Source organism: Winogradskyella sp. R77965 (genome assembly GCF_044594915.1).
In the GTDB taxonomy this organism is placed as follows: Bacteria; Bacteroidota; Bacteroidia; order Flavobacteriales; family Flavobacteriaceae; genus Winogradskyella.
The window spans coordinates 1,778,903-1,801,312 of the sequence record NZ_CP138990.1 but is presented as its reverse complement, the minus strand read 5'-3'; the positions used below and the strand labels follow the sequence as shown (position 1 = coordinate 1,801,312).

Annotated in this window: 18 protein-coding genes; 10 read left to right on the top strand and 8 right to left on the bottom strand. The window is 33.1% G+C overall.

The window, feature by feature from the left end:
- The first annotated feature begins 3 nt into the window (after window positions 1–3).
- The 7 genes from SJY34_RS08095 (at window position 4) to SJY34_RS08065 (ending at window position 10,965) form a co-directional block, all read left to right on the top strand.
- On the top strand, window positions 4–915 hold the full coding sequence (locus SJY34_RS08095; RefSeq protein WP_400081101.1) for a type IX secretion system membrane protein PorP/SprF: 912 nt from the start codon (window positions 4–6) through the stop codon (window positions 913–915).
- Window position 916: 1 nt separating this feature from the next.
- Window positions 917–2,953 carry an OmpA family protein gene (locus tag SJY34_RS08090; protein ID WP_400081098.1) on the top strand — a complete coding sequence of 679 codons (2,037 nt, stop codon included), beginning with the start codon at window positions 917–919 and terminating at the stop codon, window positions 2,951–2,953.
- A 31-nt stretch (window positions 2,954–2,984) separates the two neighbouring features.
- Complete coding sequence (locus tag SJY34_RS08085) at window positions 2,985–3,632, top strand: HAD family hydrolase (protein ID WP_400081095.1); 648 nt, start codon at window positions 2,985–2,987, stop codon at window positions 3,630–3,632.
- A gap of 24 nt (window positions 3,633–3,656) precedes the next feature.
- A complete protein-coding gene (locus SJY34_RS08080; protein ID WP_400081092.1) occupies window positions 3,657–7,700 on the top strand; it encodes an FG-GAP-like repeat-containing protein in 4,044 nt (1,347 codons plus the stop codon).
- Between the two features lie 33 nt (window positions 7,701–7,733).
- Entirely contained in the window at window positions 7,734–8,333 is a 600-nt protein-coding gene (locus tag SJY34_RS08075) for a SprT-like domain-containing protein (RefSeq protein ID WP_400081089.1), read from the top strand.
- Window positions 8,330–9,406 (top strand): mannose-1-phosphate guanylyltransferase, encoded by a 1,077-nt coding sequence (locus SJY34_RS08070; protein ID WP_400081086.1) that lies wholly within the window; start codon window positions 8,330–8,332, stop codon window positions 9,404–9,406. Before SJY34_RS08075 ends, SJY34_RS08070 begins: the two co-directional genes overlap by 4 nt.
- A gap of 74 nt (window positions 9,407–9,480) precedes the next feature.
- Window positions 9,481–10,965: a DUF389 domain-containing protein gene (locus SJY34_RS08065; RefSeq protein WP_400081083.1), complete on the top strand. Its 1,485-nt coding sequence runs from the start codon at window positions 9,481–9,483 to the stop codon at window positions 10,963–10,965.
- Here SJY34_RS08065 and SJY34_RS08060 read toward each other — a convergent pair whose 3' ends face one another.
- Both SJY34_RS08060 and SJY34_RS08055 read right to left on the bottom strand, forming a co-directional pair.
- Window positions 10,966–11,733, bottom strand: a complete 768-nt coding sequence (locus tag SJY34_RS08060; RefSeq protein ID WP_400081081.1) for an ABC transporter ATP-binding protein — start codon at window positions 11,731–11,733, stop codon at window positions 10,966–10,968.
- Window positions 11,733–12,470, bottom strand: a complete 738-nt coding sequence (locus SJY34_RS08055) for an MlaE family ABC transporter permease (RefSeq protein ID WP_400081078.1) — start codon at window positions 12,468–12,470, stop codon at window positions 11,733–11,735. Before SJY34_RS08055 ends, SJY34_RS08060 begins: the two co-directional genes overlap by 1 nt.
- 113 nt (window positions 12,471–12,583) lie before the next feature.
- Here SJY34_RS08055 and pafA point away from each other — a divergent pair, with 113 nt between their 5' ends.
- Complete coding sequence (pafA, locus tag SJY34_RS08050; protein WP_400081075.1) at window positions 12,584–14,251, top strand: alkaline phosphatase PafA; 1,668 nt, start codon at window positions 12,584–12,586, stop codon at window positions 14,249–14,251.
- On the opposite strand, the gene SJY34_RS08045 is transcribed toward pafA, so the two are convergent.
- From SJY34_RS08045 to gcvP, 4 genes are all read right to left on the bottom strand, one after another.
- Window positions 14,248–15,096 (bottom strand): glycosyltransferase family 2 protein, encoded by an 849-nt coding sequence (locus SJY34_RS08045; protein WP_400081072.1) that lies wholly within the window; start codon window positions 15,094–15,096, stop codon window positions 14,248–14,250. The genes pafA and SJY34_RS08045 overlap by 4 nt on opposite strands.
- 23 nt (window positions 15,097–15,119) lie before the next feature.
- Complete coding sequence (locus SJY34_RS08040; protein ID WP_400081069.1) at window positions 15,120–15,641, bottom strand: methyltransferase; 522 nt, start codon at window positions 15,639–15,641, stop codon at window positions 15,120–15,122.
- Between the two features lie 32 nt (window positions 15,642–15,673).
- Window positions 15,674–16,732, bottom strand: coding sequence for a 3-oxoacyl-ACP synthase III family protein (locus SJY34_RS08035; RefSeq protein ID WP_400081067.1), 1,059 nt, complete (start codon window positions 16,730–16,732; stop codon window positions 15,674–15,676).
- Window positions 16,733–16,908: 176 nt separating this feature from the next.
- Entirely contained in the window at window positions 16,909–19,758 is a 2,850-nt protein-coding gene (gcvP, locus tag SJY34_RS08030) for an aminomethyl-transferring glycine dehydrogenase (RefSeq protein ID WP_400081064.1), read from the bottom strand.
- Window positions 19,759–19,874: 116 nt separating this feature from the next.
- On the opposite strand from gcvP, the gene SJY34_RS08025 reads away from it, so the two are divergent.
- A complete protein-coding gene (locus tag SJY34_RS08025) occupies window positions 19,875–20,708 on the top strand; it encodes a hypothetical protein (protein WP_400081061.1) in 834 nt (277 codons plus the stop codon).
- Here SJY34_RS08025 and SJY34_RS08020 read toward each other — a convergent pair.
- Together SJY34_RS08020 and SJY34_RS08015 are read right to left on the bottom strand one after the other, a co-directional pair.
- Window positions 20,691–20,942 (bottom strand): hypothetical protein, encoded by a 252-nt coding sequence (locus SJY34_RS08020; protein ID WP_400081058.1) that lies wholly within the window; start codon window positions 20,940–20,942, stop codon window positions 20,691–20,693. The two genes, SJY34_RS08025 and SJY34_RS08020, sit on opposite strands and share 18 nt — an antisense overlap.
- Window positions 20,943–20,948: 6 nt before the next feature.
- Window positions 20,949–21,503 carry a sigma-70 family RNA polymerase sigma factor gene (locus SJY34_RS08015; RefSeq protein ID WP_400081055.1) on the bottom strand — a complete coding sequence of 185 codons (555 nt, stop codon included), beginning with the start codon at window positions 21,501–21,503 and terminating at the stop codon, window positions 20,949–20,951.
- A gap of 202 nt (window positions 21,504–21,705) precedes the next feature.
- Between SJY34_RS08015 and SJY34_RS08010 the strand changes: the two genes are divergently transcribed.
- The gene (locus SJY34_RS08010; RefSeq protein ID WP_400081052.1) at window positions 21,706–22,410 is read left to right on the top strand and encodes a hypothetical protein; all 705 of its coding nucleotides are present in this window, start codon (window positions 21,706–21,708) and stop codon (window positions 22,408–22,410) included.

Genomic DNA, 22,410 nt, shown 5'->3' with positions numbered 1-22,410 from the left:
ATAATGAAGATAAAAATATATATAATACTCTTGCTTTGTAGTGCGTCTTTATACGCACAACAAGAACCGCACTACACGCAATATATGTATAATATGAATATCATCAATCCTGGTTATATGATCGATGAACTGGGAATAATTGAGGTTGGAGGCTTGTATCGTAGTCAGTGGGTTGGTGTGGAAGGTGCCCCAAAAACGGGAAATATATTTGCCAATATTCCACTAACTGATAAAATAGAAATAAGTCTTAATTTCCTAAATGATGAAATAGGAGGGGGTATAAAACAAACCGAAAATGTATTTAATGTAGATGCAGCTTATAAAATTGAACTTAATGAAACATTAAATATGTCTTTTGGAATGAAAGTAGGTTTTGACCACCTAAGTACTAATGTCTTTCAAAGCAATGTTACTGGTGATTCTTTTTTTGATAACACTAGTAAAACAGTTCTAAATATTGGAGCAGGTGTGTTCATGTTCAGCGATAAATATTACGTAGGGTTATCGGCACCTAATCTTTTACCAAATCAAATAGATACTGATAACGAAGTATTCTACCAAAACGATTTGCATTTATTTTTAATCGGTGGTTATGTGTTTGATATATATGATGACTTAAAATTGAAACCATCTGCTGTAGTGAAACAATCTTTTGGTGCACCTTTATCTTTCGATATTTCTGCAAATGCATTATATCAAGAAAAATTCGAATTAGGTGTTTCTTACAGATATCAAGATGCGATTACGGCTATGATAGGTATAGAAGTGTTACCAGATTTTAGATTGGGCTATGCTTATGATTTTAACACAAGTGCACTAAAAGATTATAATAGTGGGAGCCACGAATTTATATTAACCTATAGATTTGATTTACTTGGGCTAAGTAAAAAATATTCATCTCCAAGATTCTATTAGTATGATGAAAAGACTTACCATAATATTAGGGTTACTACTTATAACGCAAACTTCGTTTTCGCAACGAAAAACGAAGGCTGACCGTTTTTTTGAAAAAGGAGACTATATCACTGCGGCTAAATATTACGAGGAGGCACTAAGGAAAGAAAATCATAAAAAAGATTTAGAGAATATTTCGATTTCTTACTATAATACATTTCAATACAGAGAAGCTTCAAGATATATAAAAAAACTAGTTAACGGTAAATTTAAGGAAGATGATAAAAGTTACGATAACGACTTCAACTTTAAACTATATCAAATATTATCGGCTTTAGGAGATTATGAAGGGGGTTTAGAATATTATAAACTTTATAAAGAAAACCTGTCAGCTTCTTTAAATACAACTGATGCCATTGAGACTATAGAAGCCTTTAAACTCATGACGCCAGATTATAGAGTAAAGTTAGCAGCTTTCAATTCATCAGCTTCAGATTTTGGAGCTGTAAAGTATGGTGATAGTATATATTTTGCTTCTGATAGAGATAATAACAAATTATTAAGTCGACGTTATAAATGGACGCATCAACCTTTTCTAGATATTTATGCAGTTAAGTCATCCATTAAGGATGATGAAGTTAATGAAGTTGTTGCTTTGCCAGAACGAATAAATTCTAAACTTCACGAAGGCAACTTTTGCTTTAGTTCGGATGGTGCAGTATTATACCTCTCTAGAAGTAATTTTAATGAAGGGAAAAAAGAGTTTGACAAAAATGATACTAATAATATACATATCTACAGTACGACATTAACTAATGGAATATGGTCAGAATTAGAAAAATTATCATTTAATAAAGCTGAGTTTTCATATCAGCATCCAGCGATAAGTCCAGACGGGAAACGGTTGTATTTTTCTTCAAACCAAAACGATAGTATAGGCGATTTTGATTTATACTATGTAGAGATAAATGAAGATGGTACATTTAGTGAACCTCAGAATCTTGGGACAACTATTAATACAGTGAATAGGGAGCATTTTCCGTTTATATCAGAAGATGGTAATTTATTCTTTGCATCGAATGGACATTTAGGTCTTGGAATGTTAGATAACTTTGTTTCAGAATGGGTTAATAATGAATTTACAACCCCAATAAACTTGGGAGCTCCGATAAACTCTCAGTACGATGATTTTAGCCTAAACTATTATAATAAAACAGAAGGATTCTTTGCGTCAAATAGAAATAGAACAGATGATAACATCTATAGTTTTGTTCAAATTGGAGAGATTTTCATTAGAGAATATATAAATAGGTTTGAAATTAGAGATGAAGATACAAAAGATTATATACCTAATTCACAAGTCATCTTATTAGATAAAAAAGGTAAAGAAATTTACAGTAACACCTTAGATTCTATAGCTAGTTTTAATAAAAACTTGTTGGCAGGAGGTTATGAACTTCAGGCATATAATGAGGCTTACATGGCGAGCGCTAAATATGTAAAAGTTTTAGAAAAGCAAGATCAAAAACATGTTTTGTATTTAAAAAAGATACCACCACCTCCACCACCTCCGCCAGTGGATCCTGTCGAAACTGTTATTGCAGAAAAAGGTATTGATAAGAATTTAAAAGAAGAAGATCCAAAACGTTTTGAAATGCTTACTGACGTTGAAGGACCGCCTATTGTTGAAAAAGATGGAAAGCTATATTTTGAATTAGAACCAATTTATTTCGATTTTGATATGTGGGATATTAGATCGGATTCTAAGATAGTTTTAGATGAGCTTGCCAAAAAAATGGAGCGTTATCCAAATATTCACTTAAAGATTAGTTCTCATACCGATACTAGAGGAACTGAGCGTTATAACCAAATTTTATCGGAAAAACGGGCAGAGTCGACGAGGAATTATTTGGCATTAGAAGGTTATATTAATGCCAGACGTTTACAATTTCAAGGCTTTGGGGAATTACTTACCATCGCCAAATGTTCAGAGGAAGGCTGCACGGAAGAAGAGCACCAACTAAATAGACGAAGCGAATTTGAAATCGTTGAGTACTAATCAAAATTAAGTCTCATTATATTTTTAAAATATGAGCAGGTACAAGTGTATAATTTTTGATTGTGACGGTGTGCTTGTTGATAGTGAACCTCTAGGTAACCAAGTTTTGGTTGATTTAGCAAATAAACTTGGTGCTAATATTACTTTAGATTATGCTTTCAAAAATTTTAAAGGGAACTCACTTCAAAATTGTGTTGCCCAAATAGCGAACCTTATTGATACTGAGGTGCCGACTAATTTCATAGATCAATATAGAAAACTTTCATACGAAAAATTCAAAAACGAAATCAAACCCGTAGAAGGGGTTTTTGATGTTGTATCAAATTTAAAAATACCATTTTGTGTGGCTTCTAGTGGACCAGAAACAAAGATTAAGCTCAACTTAAAGCTGACAGGTTTACTACCTTATTTTGAAAAAAATATTTTTAGTTGTTATACTATCCAAAAATGGAAGCCAGATCCAGCTATATTTTTATGGGCAGCCAAAGCCATGGGTTTTCAACCCACAGAATGCTTAGTAATTGAAGATAGTATTATTGGTGTAAATGCGGCAGTTAGCGGTGGATTTGATGTTTTTGGATTTACTGCTCACGATTATAACGATGAATTAAAAGACAAAGCGACCAATACTTTTGGGGAGATGTTAATATTACCAAAGCTGATAGATTCTAAAAGCTAATTTTTATATTTATAAAAAATTTGAATGGTGAAATATTTACTGAACCATAAGGGTTATTATCTTATCATCTTTTTTATAATTTTCTTAGCTACAAAAGCGTATTCCCAAACTTTTGTACATGCAGAAATTGCAGCAGGTTTGGGTGTTCTTGAGGAAAATAACGGAGTTGCTGTAGCAGATTATGATGGAGATAACGATTTAGATATTTTTGTAGTAGCAAAAGCAAAAGATAACACTGACAGCCCTAAAACGTTAAGTAGATTATTCCGAAATAACAATAATGGTACATTTACAGATGTTACAGAAATTGCAGGTTTTGTTGATTTATTAACTCAAGAAGAAGGTGGAGATGAGTATTTTGGTTTAGACGGCAATAAAAGCGGAGCATTTTGGGGAGATTACAATAATGATGGTTTTCCAGATTTATTTTTAACCTATTCACTAAAAGTACAATTATGGAGAAACCTAGGTAATGGCACATTTGCCAATATTACAGAAATTGCAGGTTTTGAAACCATCAATGCATGTCAAAATACTGGTGCGACATGGTTTGATTATAACAATGATGGCTTATTAGATATTTACATTAGTGATTGGGAGGCATGTGAAAGTAATCAACTCTACAGAAACAATGGTAACAGCACATTTACAGACGTTTCAGTTGCAACTGGTATTCTTGCCACTGAAGATTTGGCCAGTTATACGGCGTTTCCTTTTGATTTTAATGAAGATGGTTTTTTAGATGTATTGGTTTCTAATGATTTTGATGAGCCCAATAATCTCTATATCAATAATGGCGGAAATACGTTTGTTGATGAGGCATCAATTTATGGTTTGGATACTATGGGTGATGATATGGGAATTACGATAGGCGATTATAATAATGATGGTAAGTTCGACTTTTTTGTAACAGCAATTGATAATAATTTCTTCCTTCAGAATAATGGTGATAATACCTTTATAGAGCTAGCAGATAATTTTAATATTGGTAATACTGGATGGGCTTGGGGAACAAAATTCTCAGATTTTGATTTAGATGGTGATGAAGATTTGTTTGTAACCAATGGTTATGTTTTTGAAAATAGAAGTACAGAACCTAATTTCTACTTTAGAAATCTTACAGTACAAGGACAAGACGCCTTTGAAGATGCTTCTGCTGAATTAGGATTGAATGAAGAAACCGTCAGTGTTGAAGCTATAGATTGGGACTATGATAATGATGGTGATATCGATTTGTTTGTTACAAATAGTGATGGTGTTTCTTTCTTATATGAAAATGAAATTTTAAATTTTGATGATGTAAATCCTTCATTACACTGGTTCAAAATTCACTTACAAGGAACAGCCTCTAATCGTGATGGCATTGGTACAATAATTACACTCACAACTGCTAATGGAACTTTTAAACGTTATTATTCTGGTGTTGGATTCTTGTCACAGAGCTTGCAAGCTGTGCATTTCGGATTAAACGATGCAACAGAAATATTAACATTAGAAATTAAGTGGCCTTCTGGTCTAATTGAAACTTTTAATAATTTAGACTCAGATATTATCATAAAAGCAACTGAAGGTGCTGGTATTGAAGTATTAGATATAATTCCAAGCCAGAAAATATATGGATGTTTAGATCCAGTGTCATGTAACTACAATCCTGATGCAACATTAGACGATGGATCTTGTACATATATAGAATCACAAAGCATAGTTGGTAATACATCTTCATCATTTTTAAGAACTGAAACTTACAGTTATGATATAGCTAATGAATCAACAGCAAATTGGCAGGTATCTGGAGGTGAAATTTTAAATGGTCAAGGTACAGGCTCTATTACCGTAAAATGGCAACTAGAAGCTATTGGGCATGTTTCGGTGACAGAATTTAATAGTGAATGTTCAAGCTTACTAGCATTAATAGATGTAGAATTGGGAACAGACAATCTACCTGAAGAGGTGTCAATTGCCAGATTGTGGAATGAGGTTTTGTTAGAAGCTATTAGAAATGATTTTGCAAGACCAACTATACATGCTAGAAACCTATTTCATACTAGTGTTGCTATGTACGATATTTGGGCAATTCATGATGAGGTAGCCGATTCATATCTTATTGGAAATTCTGTGAATGGTTTTACTAGTAGTTTGGAAGATTTTATACCGATTGAGAGTAATGAAGAATCATTAAAACGTTCCGTTAGCTATGCTATGTATCGTTTACTTTCGCATCGTTTTCAGAATTCGCCCAGTGCAGAAGCATCACAAGAATTATTTGATTTAATAATGGACAAGCTTGGGTATGATACCTCTAATTCGTCTTTGTTATATGAGTTTGGTAATGCTGCTGCTTTGGGTAATTATGTTGCACAAACCGTAATTAATTACGGTTTACAAGATGGTTCTAGAGAACAAACAGGTTATGACAATGCATATTATAAACCAGTTAATGCTTCTTATGCGATAGATGTAAATGCGAATGTTAATGCGCCAATTAATGACCCAAATCGTTGGGTGCCTTTGGCATTAAATATTTTTATAGACCAAGGTGGAAATATAGTAGATGAAGATACACCACCTTTTTTAAGTCCTGAATGGGGAAATGTTTTTCCATTTGCATTAACAGATGACGATAAAGTGACTTTTCAAAGAGATGGTAATAATTATCACGTATATCACGATCCTTCAGATCCACCATACATAAGTCTTACTGAAAATAACGCGGATAGTGATGCTTATAAATGGGGATTTTCTATGGTTTCTGTCTGGCAGTCGCATTTAGATCCGAGTGACGGAGTTCAAATAGATATATCTCCAAATACTACAGGAAATTTAGATATTGCCACGTTTCCAAATAGCTATGCTGATTATCCTAATTTCTATAATTTTATGGAAGGAGGATTTGTTAGTAATGGTCATACTTTAAATCCTGTTACTGGAAATCCATATGAAACTAACATGGTATTAAGAGCAGATTATGGTCGCGTACTTGCAGAGTTTTGGGCAGATGGTCCAGATTCTGAAACTCCACCAGGTCATTGGTTTACACTTTTGAATTATGTGAGTGACCATCCTCAATTTGAAAAACGTTTTGAAGGTGAGGGCGAAATTTTGGATCCATTAGAATGGGACGTAAAATCGTATTTTATTTTAGGTGGAGGTATGCACGATTCTGCAATCTCAGCTTGGAGTGTAAAAGGGTGGTACGATTATATAAGACCAATTTCTGCAATTCGATCTATGGCCGAGCGTGGGCAAAGTACAGATATGTCATTAGATAATTATAATGTATCTGGTATTCCACTAATTGAGAATTATATAGAAGTAGTTGAAGCAGATGATCCTTTATCAGGATTTGCAAATCAACATGTGGGTAAGATAAAACTGTATACATGGAAAGGACACGATTTTATAGGAGATACTGAAATTGATGTTGCTGGAGTAGGTTGGATTTTAGCAGAAAATTGGTATCCTTACCAAAGACCGACATTTGTAACTCCTCCATTTGCAGGCTATGTGTCTGGACATTCTACATTCTCTCGAGCAGCAGCAGAATTAATGACTATGATGACAGGAAGTGCCTTTTTTCCAGGAGGGATTGGAGAGTTTGTAGCCAAAAAGAATGAATTTTTAGTATTTGAAGATGGTCCTTCTGAAGATGTGGTGCTACAATGGGCAACGTATAGAGACGCATCAGACCAAACAAGTTTGAGTAGAATTTGGGGTGGAATTCATCCTCCAGCAGATGATATTCCTGGACGCTTTATTGGTCAGGCTGTAGCAGAAAGCACCTTTAGTTTTGCTGTACCTTATTTTGAAGGTTCACTTGGCGAGGGAGAAATAGATAATCAAATTCAAAAAATTTATCCAAACCCAACAATAAATAGAGAGCTTTTTATTACTAATACTTACATTTCAGATGTTATTGAAGTATTTGATATCAGAGGGCGTAAAATTGAAATAGATAGGGAATTTAACGAATTAAATAATACAACTACGATTCAACTCAACTCAACTTCCACAGGGTTATATATGTTGAAAATAAATAATAATTCTGAAATGATTGTGGTTAAGGATTAAAAGTATAGAAAGATAACAACTATTTTTGTCGCAATGCAAACAACACTTTTAGATTTTATACCCGAAAGCGCTCATTCAATGATTAACGAGTTATTAATCAATGATAATTTAGTTGTTAAAGTTAAAAATGAACGTAAAACAAAGCATGGTGACTATAGGCAGTTGCCAAACGGAAGGCATCAGATTACTATAAACTCTAATCTAAATCCGTATCGATTTCTAATTACCTTAATTCACGAAATTGCTCATTTTGAAGCCTATAAAAAATACGATCGGTTTATAAAACCTCATGGAAAAGAGTGGAAACAAACTTTTCAGCATTTAATGTTACCATTTTTGCATCCAGAAATTTTCCCACTAGAATTACTTCCTCTTTTAGCAAAACACTTTAAAAATCCAAAAGCGTCTAGCGATACAGACGCGCAACTCGCCTACGCCTTAAAGCAATTCGACGAAAGTAATGATAAGACGTATGTATTTGAAGTACCTTTGGGGCAAGCCTTTAAGCTTTATAATAATAGAGTTTTTAAAAAGGGAAACAAACGAAGAAAACGCTTTGAATGTGTTGAAGTTAATACAGGTAAATTATATTTGTTTAATCCTAATGCAGAAGTAGAATTATTAGAAGAATGAAAAATAAAAATTATTACGCCATATTAATGGCAGGTGGAGTAGGTTCAAGATTTTGGCCAGTTAGCACACAAGATTTTCCTAAACAATTTCACGATATGTTAGGAACTGGAGATACTTTAATTCAAAAAACATTTAATCGTTTAGCGCAATTAATTCCTGAAGAAAATATTTTTATTCTAACTAATGAGCGTTATAATGATTTAGTTTTTGAACAGTTACCAAGTGTTACGAAACGCCAAGTAGTTTTAGAGCCAGCTATGCGTAATACTGCGCCTTGTATTTTATATGCGTCATTAAAAATTCAGAAAGAGAATGAGGATGCTTTAATGATTGTAGCTCCAAGTGATCATTGGATTGAAGATGAGGAGGCTTTTTCCAATAATGTAAGAACTGCTTTTGAGTATTGTGAATCTAATGATGCTTTGATGACATTAGGTATAACACCTACATTTGCCAATACGGGTTATGGTTATATAGAATATGATAAATCTGTGACAGCCGAAATTAAGCCAGTTAATCAATTTAGAGAAAAACCAGATTATGAGACTGCAAAGTCATTTATTGAACAGGGTAATTTTCTGTGGAATGCTGGTATTTTTATGTGGAGTGCTAAATCAGTAATTTCTGCGTTCAAACGTAACCAGCCTGAATTATTCCAATTGTTTGATGGCGGTTACAACGTCTATAATACAGAGTTTGAAGATGATTTTATTAGAGATAACTATGGAAAGGCAGAAAATATCTCTGTGGATTATGCACTAATGGAAAAGAGTGAAAATGTCTATGTAATTCCTGCTACATTTGATTGGAATGACTTAGGAACTTGGGGAAGTTTGTATGATAAACTTCCAAAAGATGGTCATAATAATGCTATTTTAAATGCAAAAACTTTGGCTGAAAATGCAAACGGCAATATCATTAGAGCTAATAAAGGAAAGCTTGTGGTTATTGATGGACTTAATGATTATATAATCGTAGATAAAGACGATACATTACTTATTTACCCTAAAGGAAAAGAACAGAATATAAAGCAAGTATTACAACGTGTTAAAAATAAGTTTGGTGACAATTAATATTTTTTTCGTTATAGTAACTTAAGCAATATTTTTTTGTCATATCTTGTTAGAATCAAGTTAATCAGAATTATATGGAAGAAAATAAGTTTAATTTTTCTGAAGAAGAACAACAAAAGCATATAGATAAAGATAAAGTTGTAGAAGAAAAAAAAGAAGCTGTAAAACAAGATGCTAAAGGTCTTTTTGCAAGTATAAAAACTTTTTTAACTGAACTTTTTGATTTTAAGCACGATACAGATCGTGATGCTACAATTGATGCTATTAAAGGCGATATATCTTTTAAAGGTGCAACAGCTTGGATTTTAATTTGTTCAATTTTTGTAGCGTCAGTAGGTTTAAACGCTGATTCTACCGCAGTTGTAATAGGTGCCATGTTAATTTCTCCATTAATGGGACCAATTTTGGGAGTTGGTATGTCCATTGCAATAAATGATATTGATACACTTAAGAAATCGCTGATTAATTTAGCAACAATGATTGTGTTGAGTTTATTGACGGCCTTTTTGTTTTTTAAATTCTTCCCCTTAAGTGAAGATACTTCTGAATTATTAGGCAGAGTGAAACCAGATATTAGAGATGTTCTTATTGCGTTCTTTGGTGGATTGGCATTGATTATTGCCAGAACAAAAAAAGGAACGATCGCTTCGGTAATTTTTGGAGTAGCTATTGCGACGGCATTAATGCCACCTTTGTGCACAGCAGGTTATGGGTTGGCAAAGGCTAATTGGGCTTATTTTTTAGGCGCAATGAATTTATTTACTATCAACACAATTTTTATTGCTTTAGCAACATTCATAGTGTTAAAAGTCTTGAGATTTCCGATGCTCAAATACGCCAATTCTTCAAAAAGAAAACGTATTGCCAGGTTTGCAGCATTAGTTGCTATATTAGTTATGATATATCCTACCATAACATTTATAAAAGTGTTGGAGCAAACTGGGTTTGAAAATGACTATAATAGTTTTGTCAAAAATGAAATAGAACAGAACCGAGAGCTTTGGTTTCAGGATGGAATTGCGAATTTTGAAGAGAAAAAGATTACCCTTTATTTTAATGATGAAATAACAGGTGCAACCGAAGCCGATCTGCGAAATGAACTTAAAGGTTATGAAAAAATTAAAGATTTTGAACTCATAATAAGTGGCAATAAAAATAGAAGCATAGATAAAATTTCTGAAGCCTACGATAGAGCCATTGCTGATCTTGATAGAAAAGACAATATCATCTCAGGTTTGCAAAAAGAGATTGACGAATTAAAAGAAAATATTACGGGTTTAAATCAACAGATTGAAGCGGAAAATACGTCAAAAAAGAACAGTGTTGCTTTTTCGGCTATAGCTAAAGATGCCAAAATAAGATTTAAGGAACTCGAATATTTTGGTTATGCTAAAATGTTAGAATCTAAGGATTTTATAAAGGTAGATACAGTCACTGTGGCTAGTGTAAAATGGAATAGCGCTGTTAATGATAGTATAATACGTATAAAGGAAGGTGAATTACGGACGTGGTTAAAACAAGAGTTGAAAACAGATAAGCTTATACTTAAGCGAAACTAATTACTCGTTCTCTTCAAGATACATTTTACGAACCTTTTTAAATAATTCTGAAGAGTAGACAAAGTCGGTAACGACTTCATTATCGGTTTTAAATATCGTTTCTTTAGAACCTTCCCATGCTTTTAATCCATCTTTAAGAAAGACTATTTTTTCGCCAATTTCCATTACAGAATTCATGTCATGAGAATTAATTACGGTAGTTATTTGGTATTCGTCCGTAATTTCTTGGATAAGGTTATCAATAACAATTGCTGTTTTTGGATCTAGCCCAGAGTTTGGTTCATCACAGAATAAGTACTTAGGATTATTTACAATAGCACGAGCAATAGCAACACGTTTTTGCATACCACCAGACGCTTCGCTTGGCATTTTTTTATGAGCTTCAGGCAAGTTAACGCGCTTTAAAACAATATCTGCTCTGTCTTCCATCTCGCTTTTACTCATTTTGGTAAACATACGCAATGGAAACATCACATTTTCGGCAATAGTCATAGAATCAAATAGCGCGCTACCTTGAAATACCATACCAATTTTAGATCTTAATTCTCGCTTTTCATCACCGCTCAACTTACTAAAGAATTTTCCATCATATGAAATAGAGCCTTGTTCAAATTCAAATAAGCCCAACAAACATTTTAAAAATACAGTTTTACCAGAGCCACTTTGCCCAATAATAAGATTGGTTTTACCTTTTTCAAAAGAAGTCGAAATTCCTTTTAGGATATGTGCATCACCAAACGATTTATGTAAATCCTTTACCTCTATCATTAGCCTAATAATAAACTGGTTAGTAAAAAGTTTAACAAAATAATCACAACACTTGTCCAAACAAAGGAAGTCGTGCTGGCTTTACCCACTTCTAATGCTCCACCTTTCATAAAGTAGCCATAAAAGGAGGGTACAGTTGCTAAAATAAATGCGAACACCATAGTTTTTATAAAGGCATAGGCCATATGAAATGGTATAAAATCGTTTTGCACACCAGAAATGTAATCTTCTAATGTACCATATCCACCATATACACAGGCTGCCAAGCCTCCTAGTATGCCCAGAAACATAGCTATAGAAATGACAAAAGGATAGAGTGTAAGTGCGACAAACTTTGGAAATACAAGATAGTTAATGGCGTTTATTCCCATAACTTCGAGTGCATCAATTTGTTCTGTAACTCTCATGGTACCTATACTAGAGGTGATGAAAGAGCCAACTTTACCAGCCATAATAATGGAAATAAACGTAGGAGCAAACTCTAAGATAATGGATTGACGAGTTGCGAATCCAACGAGATATTTAGGGATTAGTGGATTGCTAATATTTAGTGAGGTCTGTATCGCTACAACTCCACCAACAAAAAATGCTATAAATGCAACAATACCTAAAGAACCAATGATGAGGTCATCAATATCTTTAAGGATCAAAGTTTTTAACACAGACCATTTGGTTGGTTTGCGAAACATATCTTTAATCATTATAAAGTAAGCACCTATATTATGGAGGTATATCATTCTAGAATTTGATAATGCTAAAGTATAAAAAATGATTAGTTATTAACGTTAATTTAAATTAAGATGTTCTAAAAATTGTATTTTTGAAATTGAATTATAAGACTTATTTAAGCATGAAAAAATTCCTTTCGCTAATCGTAATTGTATTTATGTTTTCTTCTTGTGGATCACAGGATAAAACATTGGCATCGATAGAAAATACAGTGAATATAACTGATAACGCTAAGCCAAAATTAATTGTTGGTATTGTCGTAGATCAAATGCGCTATGATTACTTAACACGTTTCGATTCTAAGTTTGGTGAAGGTGGTTTTAAGCGCATGATTAATGAGGGTTTTAACTGTAAGAACAACCACTTTAATTACGTGCCAACATACACAGGTCCAGGACATGCTTCAGTTTACACGGGCACAACACCAAAGTACCATGGCATAATATCTAATAATTGGTATGACAAAGAAATCAAAGAAACAGTTTACTGTGCGAGTGATGATAGTGTTGAATCTGTTGGAACAACTGGTTATGCAGGAAAAATGTCGCCTCAAAGAATGTTGACTACTAGTTTTGCCGATGAAAATAGACTATTCACCCAAATGCGTGGTAAAACCATTGGTATAGCCATTAAAGATAGAGGAGCAATATTACCAGCAGGCCATACTGCAAATGCTGCCTATTGGTTTCATGGTAAAGAAGAAGGTGCTTGGATAACAAGTACGTTTTATAGAAATGAATTACCGCAATGGGTTAAGGACTTTAATACTTCTGATGCTGCTGGGTCTTATTTCAAAATTTGGGATACCTATCAGCCTATAGAAACTTATACGGAAAGTGGTAACGACTTAAATGATTTTGAAGGTGGTTTTAAAGGACAGGAAACAGCAACATTTCCTTATGATTTAGCAGCTTTAAAATCTGAAAATAATGGATTTGATATTTTAAAAGCTACTGCATATGGTAATAGTCTTACAGTAGATTTTGCTATGGCTGCAATAAAAGGTGAAGCTTTGGGACAAGACGATGATACTGATGTTTTGGCTGTAAGTTTTTCTAGTACCGATTATGTAGGTCATAATTTTGGTGTGAATTCAAAAGAAATTGAGGATACCTATATACGATTAGATAGAGATTTAGAACGCTTTTTTAATTATTTAGACACCACTATTGGTGAAGGTGAATATACTGTTTTTTTAACCGCAGATCATGGAGCCGTTGATGTGCCAGCGTACTTGCAATCTATTAAAATTCCAGCAGGTTATTTAGATTACAATGATAGGAAAGAACGATTTACAACGTTTTTAGAATCTAGCTATGGTACTAAGGATATTGTAGAAAACGTAAGTAACAATCAAATATTTTTCAATAAGGAAAAACTGAAAGAATTAAATTTAAATATTCATGAGGTTGAGCAAGCACTAGTTGATGAACAAATTAGTTACCCTAATATTGCTAAAGTATATACAGCCACAACAATGAATAGTACTAATTATACAACTGGTATTGAAGCTTTATTACAAAATGGTTTTAATCAAAAACGCTCAGGTGATGTGATTGTAGTAGATGATATTGCACATATTGCTTATAGTAGAACAGGTTCTACGCATGGTAGTGGTTTAAACTATGATACGCATGTACCTTTATTGTTTTTTGGAAAAGGTATTAATCATGGAGAAACTTATACCAAGACCGTGATACCAGATATTGCGCCCACTATTTCTGCACTATTGGGAGTTAGTTTTCCTAATGGATCTACAGGTGATGTTTTGGGGTTTGTTATTGATTAAGTTAATTTATTCAAAATCCCTTTCCAACGTAAATCTCTAATAAATTTACCCTCTTCTTTAGAAACAAGGAATTGAGTCTTGTTAGATTTAGCTTTAAAATAACCAGACATATAATCTCTAAATAATCTAAATTTTCCTTTTTTATAGGCCAATTTATAGGAAGAAATTAAAGTAATCCAAAAACCATAACGCATTTTGTACATCGCTTCTCCTTGTAAATATTTTGAAGCTTTGTTATAAGATTTACCAGTAGGTTTTAGATGTTTTACATGAAGTGTTTCATCTGTTAGGATTTCCCAGCCATGATATTTTGCTAATAACTCATCTACTGTGTCCCAGCCCATAGAACCCTTTAATTGCCCTATTTGTTCAAAGCAATTTTTTCTGTAAGCTTTCAATGCACCTCTAATATGGTCTTTATTGGTTAAACTTTCTATAATCCAATTATTATCTTTTTCGATATAACAGAAACCAGAAGCCATGCCTAGTTTTGGATTAGTTATAAAATGACTTGTTATTTGTTCTAAATAGTTATTAGGAAAAATAAGATCTGCATCAAATTTACAGATGATATCATAGTTGTCATCAAGACTTTCAAAACCTTTATTGAAAGCATTAATAATTTTTGAACCTGGTAAATGGATATCAGAAGATTCTGAGTTTACAAGAGAAATCCAAGAGTATTTTAAAGTGAATTCCTCTACAACACTTTGCGTCTTATCGCTAGAATTATCATTAACTACAACAACGCGTTTTGGTAATAACGTTTGCTCAACTAAAGACTGCAGAGTTTTGCCAATGTAATGGTCTTCGTTGTGCGCAGGAATGACAATGTAAATGTTCAAAATTGAAAACTATTTTTTCAAAGTTAAACTCTTTCTGCGTAAACAATATAATATCTTGGTGTAAACTGTCTTAGTAAAGGTCTAATTCCAATTTTATTAACTGGGTTGGTCCATTTTTGCCTGTCCTTTATTACCCAACCTGTTTTTTCTAATAGCCAATCGAGTTGCCAATCTTCAAACTCATGATAGTGTCTATCCCACTTATCTGTTTTACTTTGGTAAGCTGAAGAAAACCAGAGTTTAAGAGGGATGCTGAGAACTAATTTTTCTGACTTGATAGACTTTAAAACCTCATATGGTGACAATAAATGCTCAAAAATTTCAAACGCAGTAACGACGTCTGCTGAAGAATTTTCTATGTTAGAACGGTCTTCATCTAAATCTTCACCTGTTGTGTTTGTAACAGAATAGCCTTCAGAAATCATAATTTCTGAAAATGGATTTGAAACACCTAAATCTAATATTGATTCTGAGGTGTTGATATGCTTTTTTAAAAAATGAAGTGTGTGCTTAAATCGCTTATTTGGAAAAGTCTTTTCGTACATATTTATTTCCCGAAATGTCAGGATGTATTCTATTAATATTGATAAACTATAGCATTAATATTCATCCCAGCTCCAACGCTTGCGAATATAATGATATCGCCTTTGTTAATTTCCTGTCCTTCAAGCTGACCCTTTAAAATCATATCATATAATGTAGGTACTGTGGCTACACTAGAGTTTCCTAAGGTGTTTATAGTCATAGGCATAACACCTTCCGGCATTTGCATACCATGTAGCTTATAAAAGCGTTTTACAATAGCTTCATCCATTTTTTCATTAGCCTGATGAATCAATATTTTCTTAACATCGTTTATTGAAACTCCCCCTTTTTCTAAACAAGATTTCAAAGCCAATGGTACATTGGTCAACGCGAATTCATAAATTTTACGACCATACATTTTAATATAGCGTCGCTGATCTGTAATTTCAGGATTATTTGTTTCTCCAAAATAGATAAAATGCGCTTCGTCTAAAGTAAAAGTTGCAGTCTCATGCGCAATGATTCCGCCTTCTTCATTACTTTCTTCAATAATTACAGCACCTGCACCATCACTATAAATCATAGAATCTCTGTCATGCTTATCAATTACTCGAGATAAGGTTTCCGTACCTATTACTAAACAACGTTTTGCTAAACCAGAATCAATAAAAGCTTTGGCTTGTATAACTCCTTCTATCCAACCAGGACAACCAAAAAGTAAGTCATAACCAACACATTTTGGGTTTTTAATTTTCAATAAGTGCTTAACACGAGAGGCAATACTTGGTACGGTATCGCTTTGTTCAGTATTGTGTTTTACATCGCCATAATTGTGTGCGACAATGATATAATCAATACTTTCTTTATCAGTTTTTGCATCTTCAATCGCTTTTTGAGAAGCAAAAAATGCAATATCAGAATTTAATAATTCGTCTTTTATATAGCGTCGTTCTTGTATGCCAGTTATGGCTTTAAATTTTTCGACAATAACTTCATTTGGGCTATTTATTGAAGAGCCGTCCGCATTTAAAAATTCGTGATTATAAAAATTTTCATTCTTTTCTATAATGCTTGGTATATAACTTCCCGTTCCTGTGATTCTAATGCTCATAGTTATTTTTATCTCAAATTCAATATTGCGAAACTACTGAATAATAAAGAATATTTGTCACTTTCTTGTTTTGAACGATTCATTTTTACTGAATTCGTAAAAAAGTAGCATACTTAATCTAAATTACAAAAAAAAGCACTCAATTTGAGTGCTTTTTTGAAATATTATTGAATCAATTAGGCCTCCATATATTCTTCAATTGGAGCGCAACTACAAATTAAATTTCGGTCTCCGTAAGCATCATCAACACGTCTTACACTTGGCCAAAATTTATTGTCTCTAACATAGTCCAAAGGAAAAGCTGCTGCCTCTCTAGTGTATGGTAGTAACCATTCATCAGATGTAAGCATATCTAGTGTATGTGGAGCATTCTTTAATACGTTGTTCTCGTCATCTTTTGAAACTGTGTCAATTTCTTTTCTTATAGAAATCATAGCATCACAAAAACGATCCATTTCGGCTTTACTTTCACTTTCTGTTGGTTCTATCATCATGGTTCCGGCAACTGGAAATGAAACCGTTGGAGCATGAAAACCATAATCCATTAAGCGTTTGGCAATATCTGTTACCTCAACACCATTTGCCTTAAAATCTCTACAATCTATTATCATTTCGTGAGCTGCTCTTCCGTTTTCACCAGAATATAAAGTTGGGTAAAAGTCTTCTAAACGTTCTTTGATATAATTAGCATTGAGTATAGCAACTTCTGTTGCTTGTTTTAAACCCTTTGCACCTAACATTTTAATATAACCATAAGAAATAATGCATGCTAGTGACGAACCAAATGGAGCTGCTGAAATTGCAGAAATAGCTTGATGACCTCCTGTTTTTATGATTGGATTTCCAGGTAAAAAAGGGACTAATTGTTCTGCAACACAAATTGGACCAACACCTGGACCACCTCCTCCATGTGGAATGGCAAAGGTTTTATGTAAATTTAAGTGACATACATCCGCTCCAATATTTCCTGGATTTGTTAAACCAACTTGAGCATTCATGTTAGCGCCATCCATATATACTTGCCCACCATTATCATGAATAATCTGCGTAATTTCTTTTATTGCAGATTCATATACTCCATGAGTTGAAGGGTAAGTCACCATTAATGCTGCAAGATTATCTTTATGTAATTCTGCTTTTTCCCTTAAATCATCAACATCAATATTTCCATCTTCAGATGCTTTAGTTACTACGACTTTCATACCTGCCATTACTGCACTTGCAGGATTTGTACCGTGTGCAGAAGATGGTATTAAGCAGATAGTTCTGTGATGATCACCACGATATTCATGATACGCTTTTATTACCATAAGACCTGCAAATTCTCCTTGAGCACCAGAATTTGGTTGTAACGAAGTCGCTGCAAAACCAGTTATCTCTGTTAGCTGATTTTCTAATGCATTTAGCATTAATTTGTAACCTATAGGTTGATCTTCTGGGACAAAAGGGTGCATATTACCCCAGTTACTCCAGCTTAAAGGTAGCATTTCTGAAGCTGCATTCAATTTCATTGTACAAGAACCTAATGAAATCATAGAATGGTTCAAGGCTAAATCTTTACGCTCTAAGCGTTTAATATAGCGCATTAATTCCGTTTCAGAATGGTACGAATTAAATACATCAAATTTTAGAAAATCGGACTGACGTTTTAAATGACTTGGAATAGTTTCGTCAGCTATTATAGATTCAATTCTATCCGTAGAATTTCCTGTAACACGTTCAAAAATTGAAATAATTTCGTTTAAGTCCGAAATTGTGGACGTTTCATTTATTGAAATCGTTACGGCATGTGTATCTGGATAATGAAAATTGACTTCGCTCTTTTCTGCTTCATATTTTACTTTAACAGCATCTGCTTTAATTTGAAGCGTGTCAAAATAATGTGAATTCACTTGTTCTAAACCTAATTTCTCTAGGGCATTGGCTAGAGTAGAGGTTGAATTTTTTACTTTATTAGCAATAAATTCTAAACCTTTTGGTCCATGATAAACAGCGTACATTCCTGCCATAACAGCCAATAATACTTGTGCTGTACAGATATTTGATGTTGCTTTATCACGTTTTATATGTTGCTCTCGTGTTTGTAATGCCATACGCAAGGCTCTATTGCCATTAGCATCTTTTGTGACACCGATTATTCTTCCAGGTACATCACGTTTGTAAGCTTCTTTAGTAGCAAAATATGCTGCATGTGGTCCGCCATAGCCCATCGGAATTCCAAAACGTTGTGTGGTACCAACAACAACGTCAGCACCAAATTTACCTGGCGCTTCTAGTTTTAAGAGACTTAAAATATCTGCTGCAACTGCAACCTTAATGTTTTCCGCATTTGCTTTTTCTATAAAAGATTTAATGTCTGTTATCTGTCCATTTTTACCGGGATATTGTAATAAGGCACCAAAATACTCATCAGAAAGGTTGTATTGCGCTTCATTACCAATGACTAATTCTATTCCTATTGGATTTGCTCTGGTTTCGAGCAAATCAATCGTTTGTGGTAAAACTAAATCTGAAACAAAAAATTTATTGACATTAGCTTTCTTTTGGCTACGATCTCTCACCGCAAATAACAATCCCATGGCTTCGGCAGCAGCTGTACTTTCATCTAAAAGTGAAGCATTAGCAATTTCCATACCTGTTAAATCTATAACCATAGTTTGGAAATTTAACAAAGCTTCTAAACGACCTTGAGCAATTTCCGCTTGGTAAGGAGTATATGCCGTGTACCAACCAGGATTTTCTAAAATATTACGCTGAATAACTGCAGGTAAATTAGTAGGGTGATAGCCTAAACCTATGTAAGATTTGTATACCTTATTGAGTTGCGATAATTTGTAAATATGAGTCAAATACTCTTGCTCGCTCATGGCATCATCTAGGTCTAAGTCATTTTCTAAACGAATACCAGCTGGTATAGTTTCAGAAACTAATTGTTCTATATTGGTAACACCGATAGAGTCTAACATGGCTTTTTGTTCGTCTGAATTTGGGCCAATATGCCTGAGTGCAAAAGAGGTTGTATCCATTAAAAATCTAATTTTATTTTTGCAAAAATACGGATTTAGCCTAGGTTTTTTGTTAATGAAAACTAAAGTTTTTAACCGAAACAAAGGGTTATTAACACAATGCCTATTTTTGTGATGTGGATGTCTTTAAACGAATTCTTAATTTTTATATTAACAGTAGTATTCATGTAGCGTTGGCAGTATATGCTTTAACATGGCTTACCCTGATTCAGTTTGGGTTAGATTATGATAAAAATGTATTGTATTTTGTGTTTTTTGCAACAGTAACTGGCTATAATTTTGTAAAGTATTTTGGTGTTGCCAAGTTTCATCATCGTAGTTTGGCAAGTTGGCTAAAAGTGATTCAGGTATTTTCTTTCATAGCATTTATAGCGATGTGTAATTATGCCTATAAACTTCAATTTAATACACTTTTAATATTATCCATATTTGGACTTATAACTTTCTTATATGCTATTCCTTTAATGCCAATGAGATATTTTAGGGATAGTCAGAAAAATCTAAGACAAATAGGTGGATTAAAAATTTATGTCATCGCTATTGTATGGACTTATACTACCGTTTTTTTACCTCTAATGGATAATGATATTGACATAAATACTGATGTGGTAGTTACAAGTTTGCAGCGCTTTATTTTTGTAATAGTACTGATGTTACCGTTTGAGATACGAGATTTGAATTACGATAGTTTAAAACTCGCCACAATTCCCCAAAAAATTGGCATAAAAAAAACCAAAATTATTGGTGTTTTGCTATTAATGGTATTTTTTATGCTAGATTATTTTAAAGATAAATTGGATGGATATACGATACTTTCAACATTAATTATCACATTTATAACATTGCTGTTTATTATTTTTTCAAATAAAAATCAATCGAAATATTACAGTGCTTTTTGGGTAGAAAGTCTGCCAATAGTTTGGCTTGTTATTTTATTGATGATTAGCTAATTCTTTTTCAAAAGCTGCTTTCATTTTGTCTTTTGAAATAGTGTCTAGAACTTCAACTTTAGAAGAGGCCATAGCCTTTGTCAGTTTACCATTTCTCATGGAATATTTTCTACAAGCTCTACAGTAAATTAAATGTATATTTAGCTTTACTTTTTCCCAAAAGTTTGCTTCTTTATACTGATTCTTGTCACAAACGTGATTCGCTTCTTGACAACTTAATTTTATATTACTCATAATTATTTAAAACCAATTTTTTTCCATGCAACCAGCCAAAGCGGTTCTTGCTCTATGTATGATTACCCAAAGGTTAGACGCAGTTATATTTAATTCATTACAAATTGTTTCGGTATCGTAACCAAGAATCGTTTTCATTTTAAAAACTTCAGCTTGTTTTTCGGGTAGTTTTCCAAGACAGTCATAGATGGCATCTCCTAATTCAGAGTTTACCAATGTGTCTTCAGCTGTCTTATCGAAAGGATCTGCAACACGTTCTTCTAGCCAATCTCCTTCAGCTTCTGTGTCACTATTGTAACTCATTCTAACTTCGGCTTTGCCCTTGTTAGAATTTATTTTTCTGTAATGGTCAATAATTTTTCGTTTAAGAATAGATATCAACCAAGTGCGCTCACTGGCTTCACCTTTAAAATTGGCCATAGATTTTAAACCTGCCAAAAAGGTTTCCGAAACTAAATCTTGAGCTATTTCTCTACTACTAACCCGTGTTATGGTGTAATTAAATAGATAATCAGAATATAGTTTGATCCAGTTATTAGGTTCTATTTGATGATTAGTCATTTTTGTTTTTCATTGCTGATTCAAAAATAGGATAAAAAAATGAGAAATTAATAGCCAATTCAATTGCTGAGAATATGATCTTTTAGACCCATGTAAAATCAAAATAGATCTAATTTATTATATTTATCTAAATAAAGGTTTTACATTATACTTACTAAATATTTAACGTTTGCGCATCGCTGTAATTATATTTTTATTATCCATGCTAAACCATACTGGTTTTGCGCAGATTGACAAAGACGAAACTCAATTATACCAATGGACGGATTCAATAATCGGGCAAAAAAATACTGGTATCTACAATGGTTTCGTTTACACAGAAAAACATAGAATGATTAACGAAAAGCATAAATTCTTTAAGGATTTGAATTTTGTTTTTGGTGAAGTTGTTTATGATGATAAACCTTATACAAAGGTTTGGATGAAGTATGATATTTTTGAGGACCAGTTGATATTAAAACATTCCTTTTCTCCAACAGATCCTAGTATAATATTGGATAAAAGTAGGATAGAGAGCTTTAGTTTATTTGGGCATCAATTTAATAATCTAAGTTTTACAACTCAGAAAGGAATATCAATTGAAGGTTTTTTTGAAACTTTATTAAAAACAGATTCATTACAACTTTTGAAGAAGTATAAAAAGAGGATTAGGTCTAAGACAAATGAAAATAATAGATATTATGAGTTTAATGATAATAACATGTATGTTCTCATTAAAGACAATCAGCACATCATAATTAAAAACCCAAAAAAACTTACGAAGCAATTTTCTGAATATAGGAGATTAATAGACGAAATAGAATTAGACTCTGAAAAAGAAAAGAACAAAGACTACGATGACTATTTAGTGGCAATTTTTTCTTCTATAGCAAAAGAGACGATAATACCACTGGATTCAGGACGATGA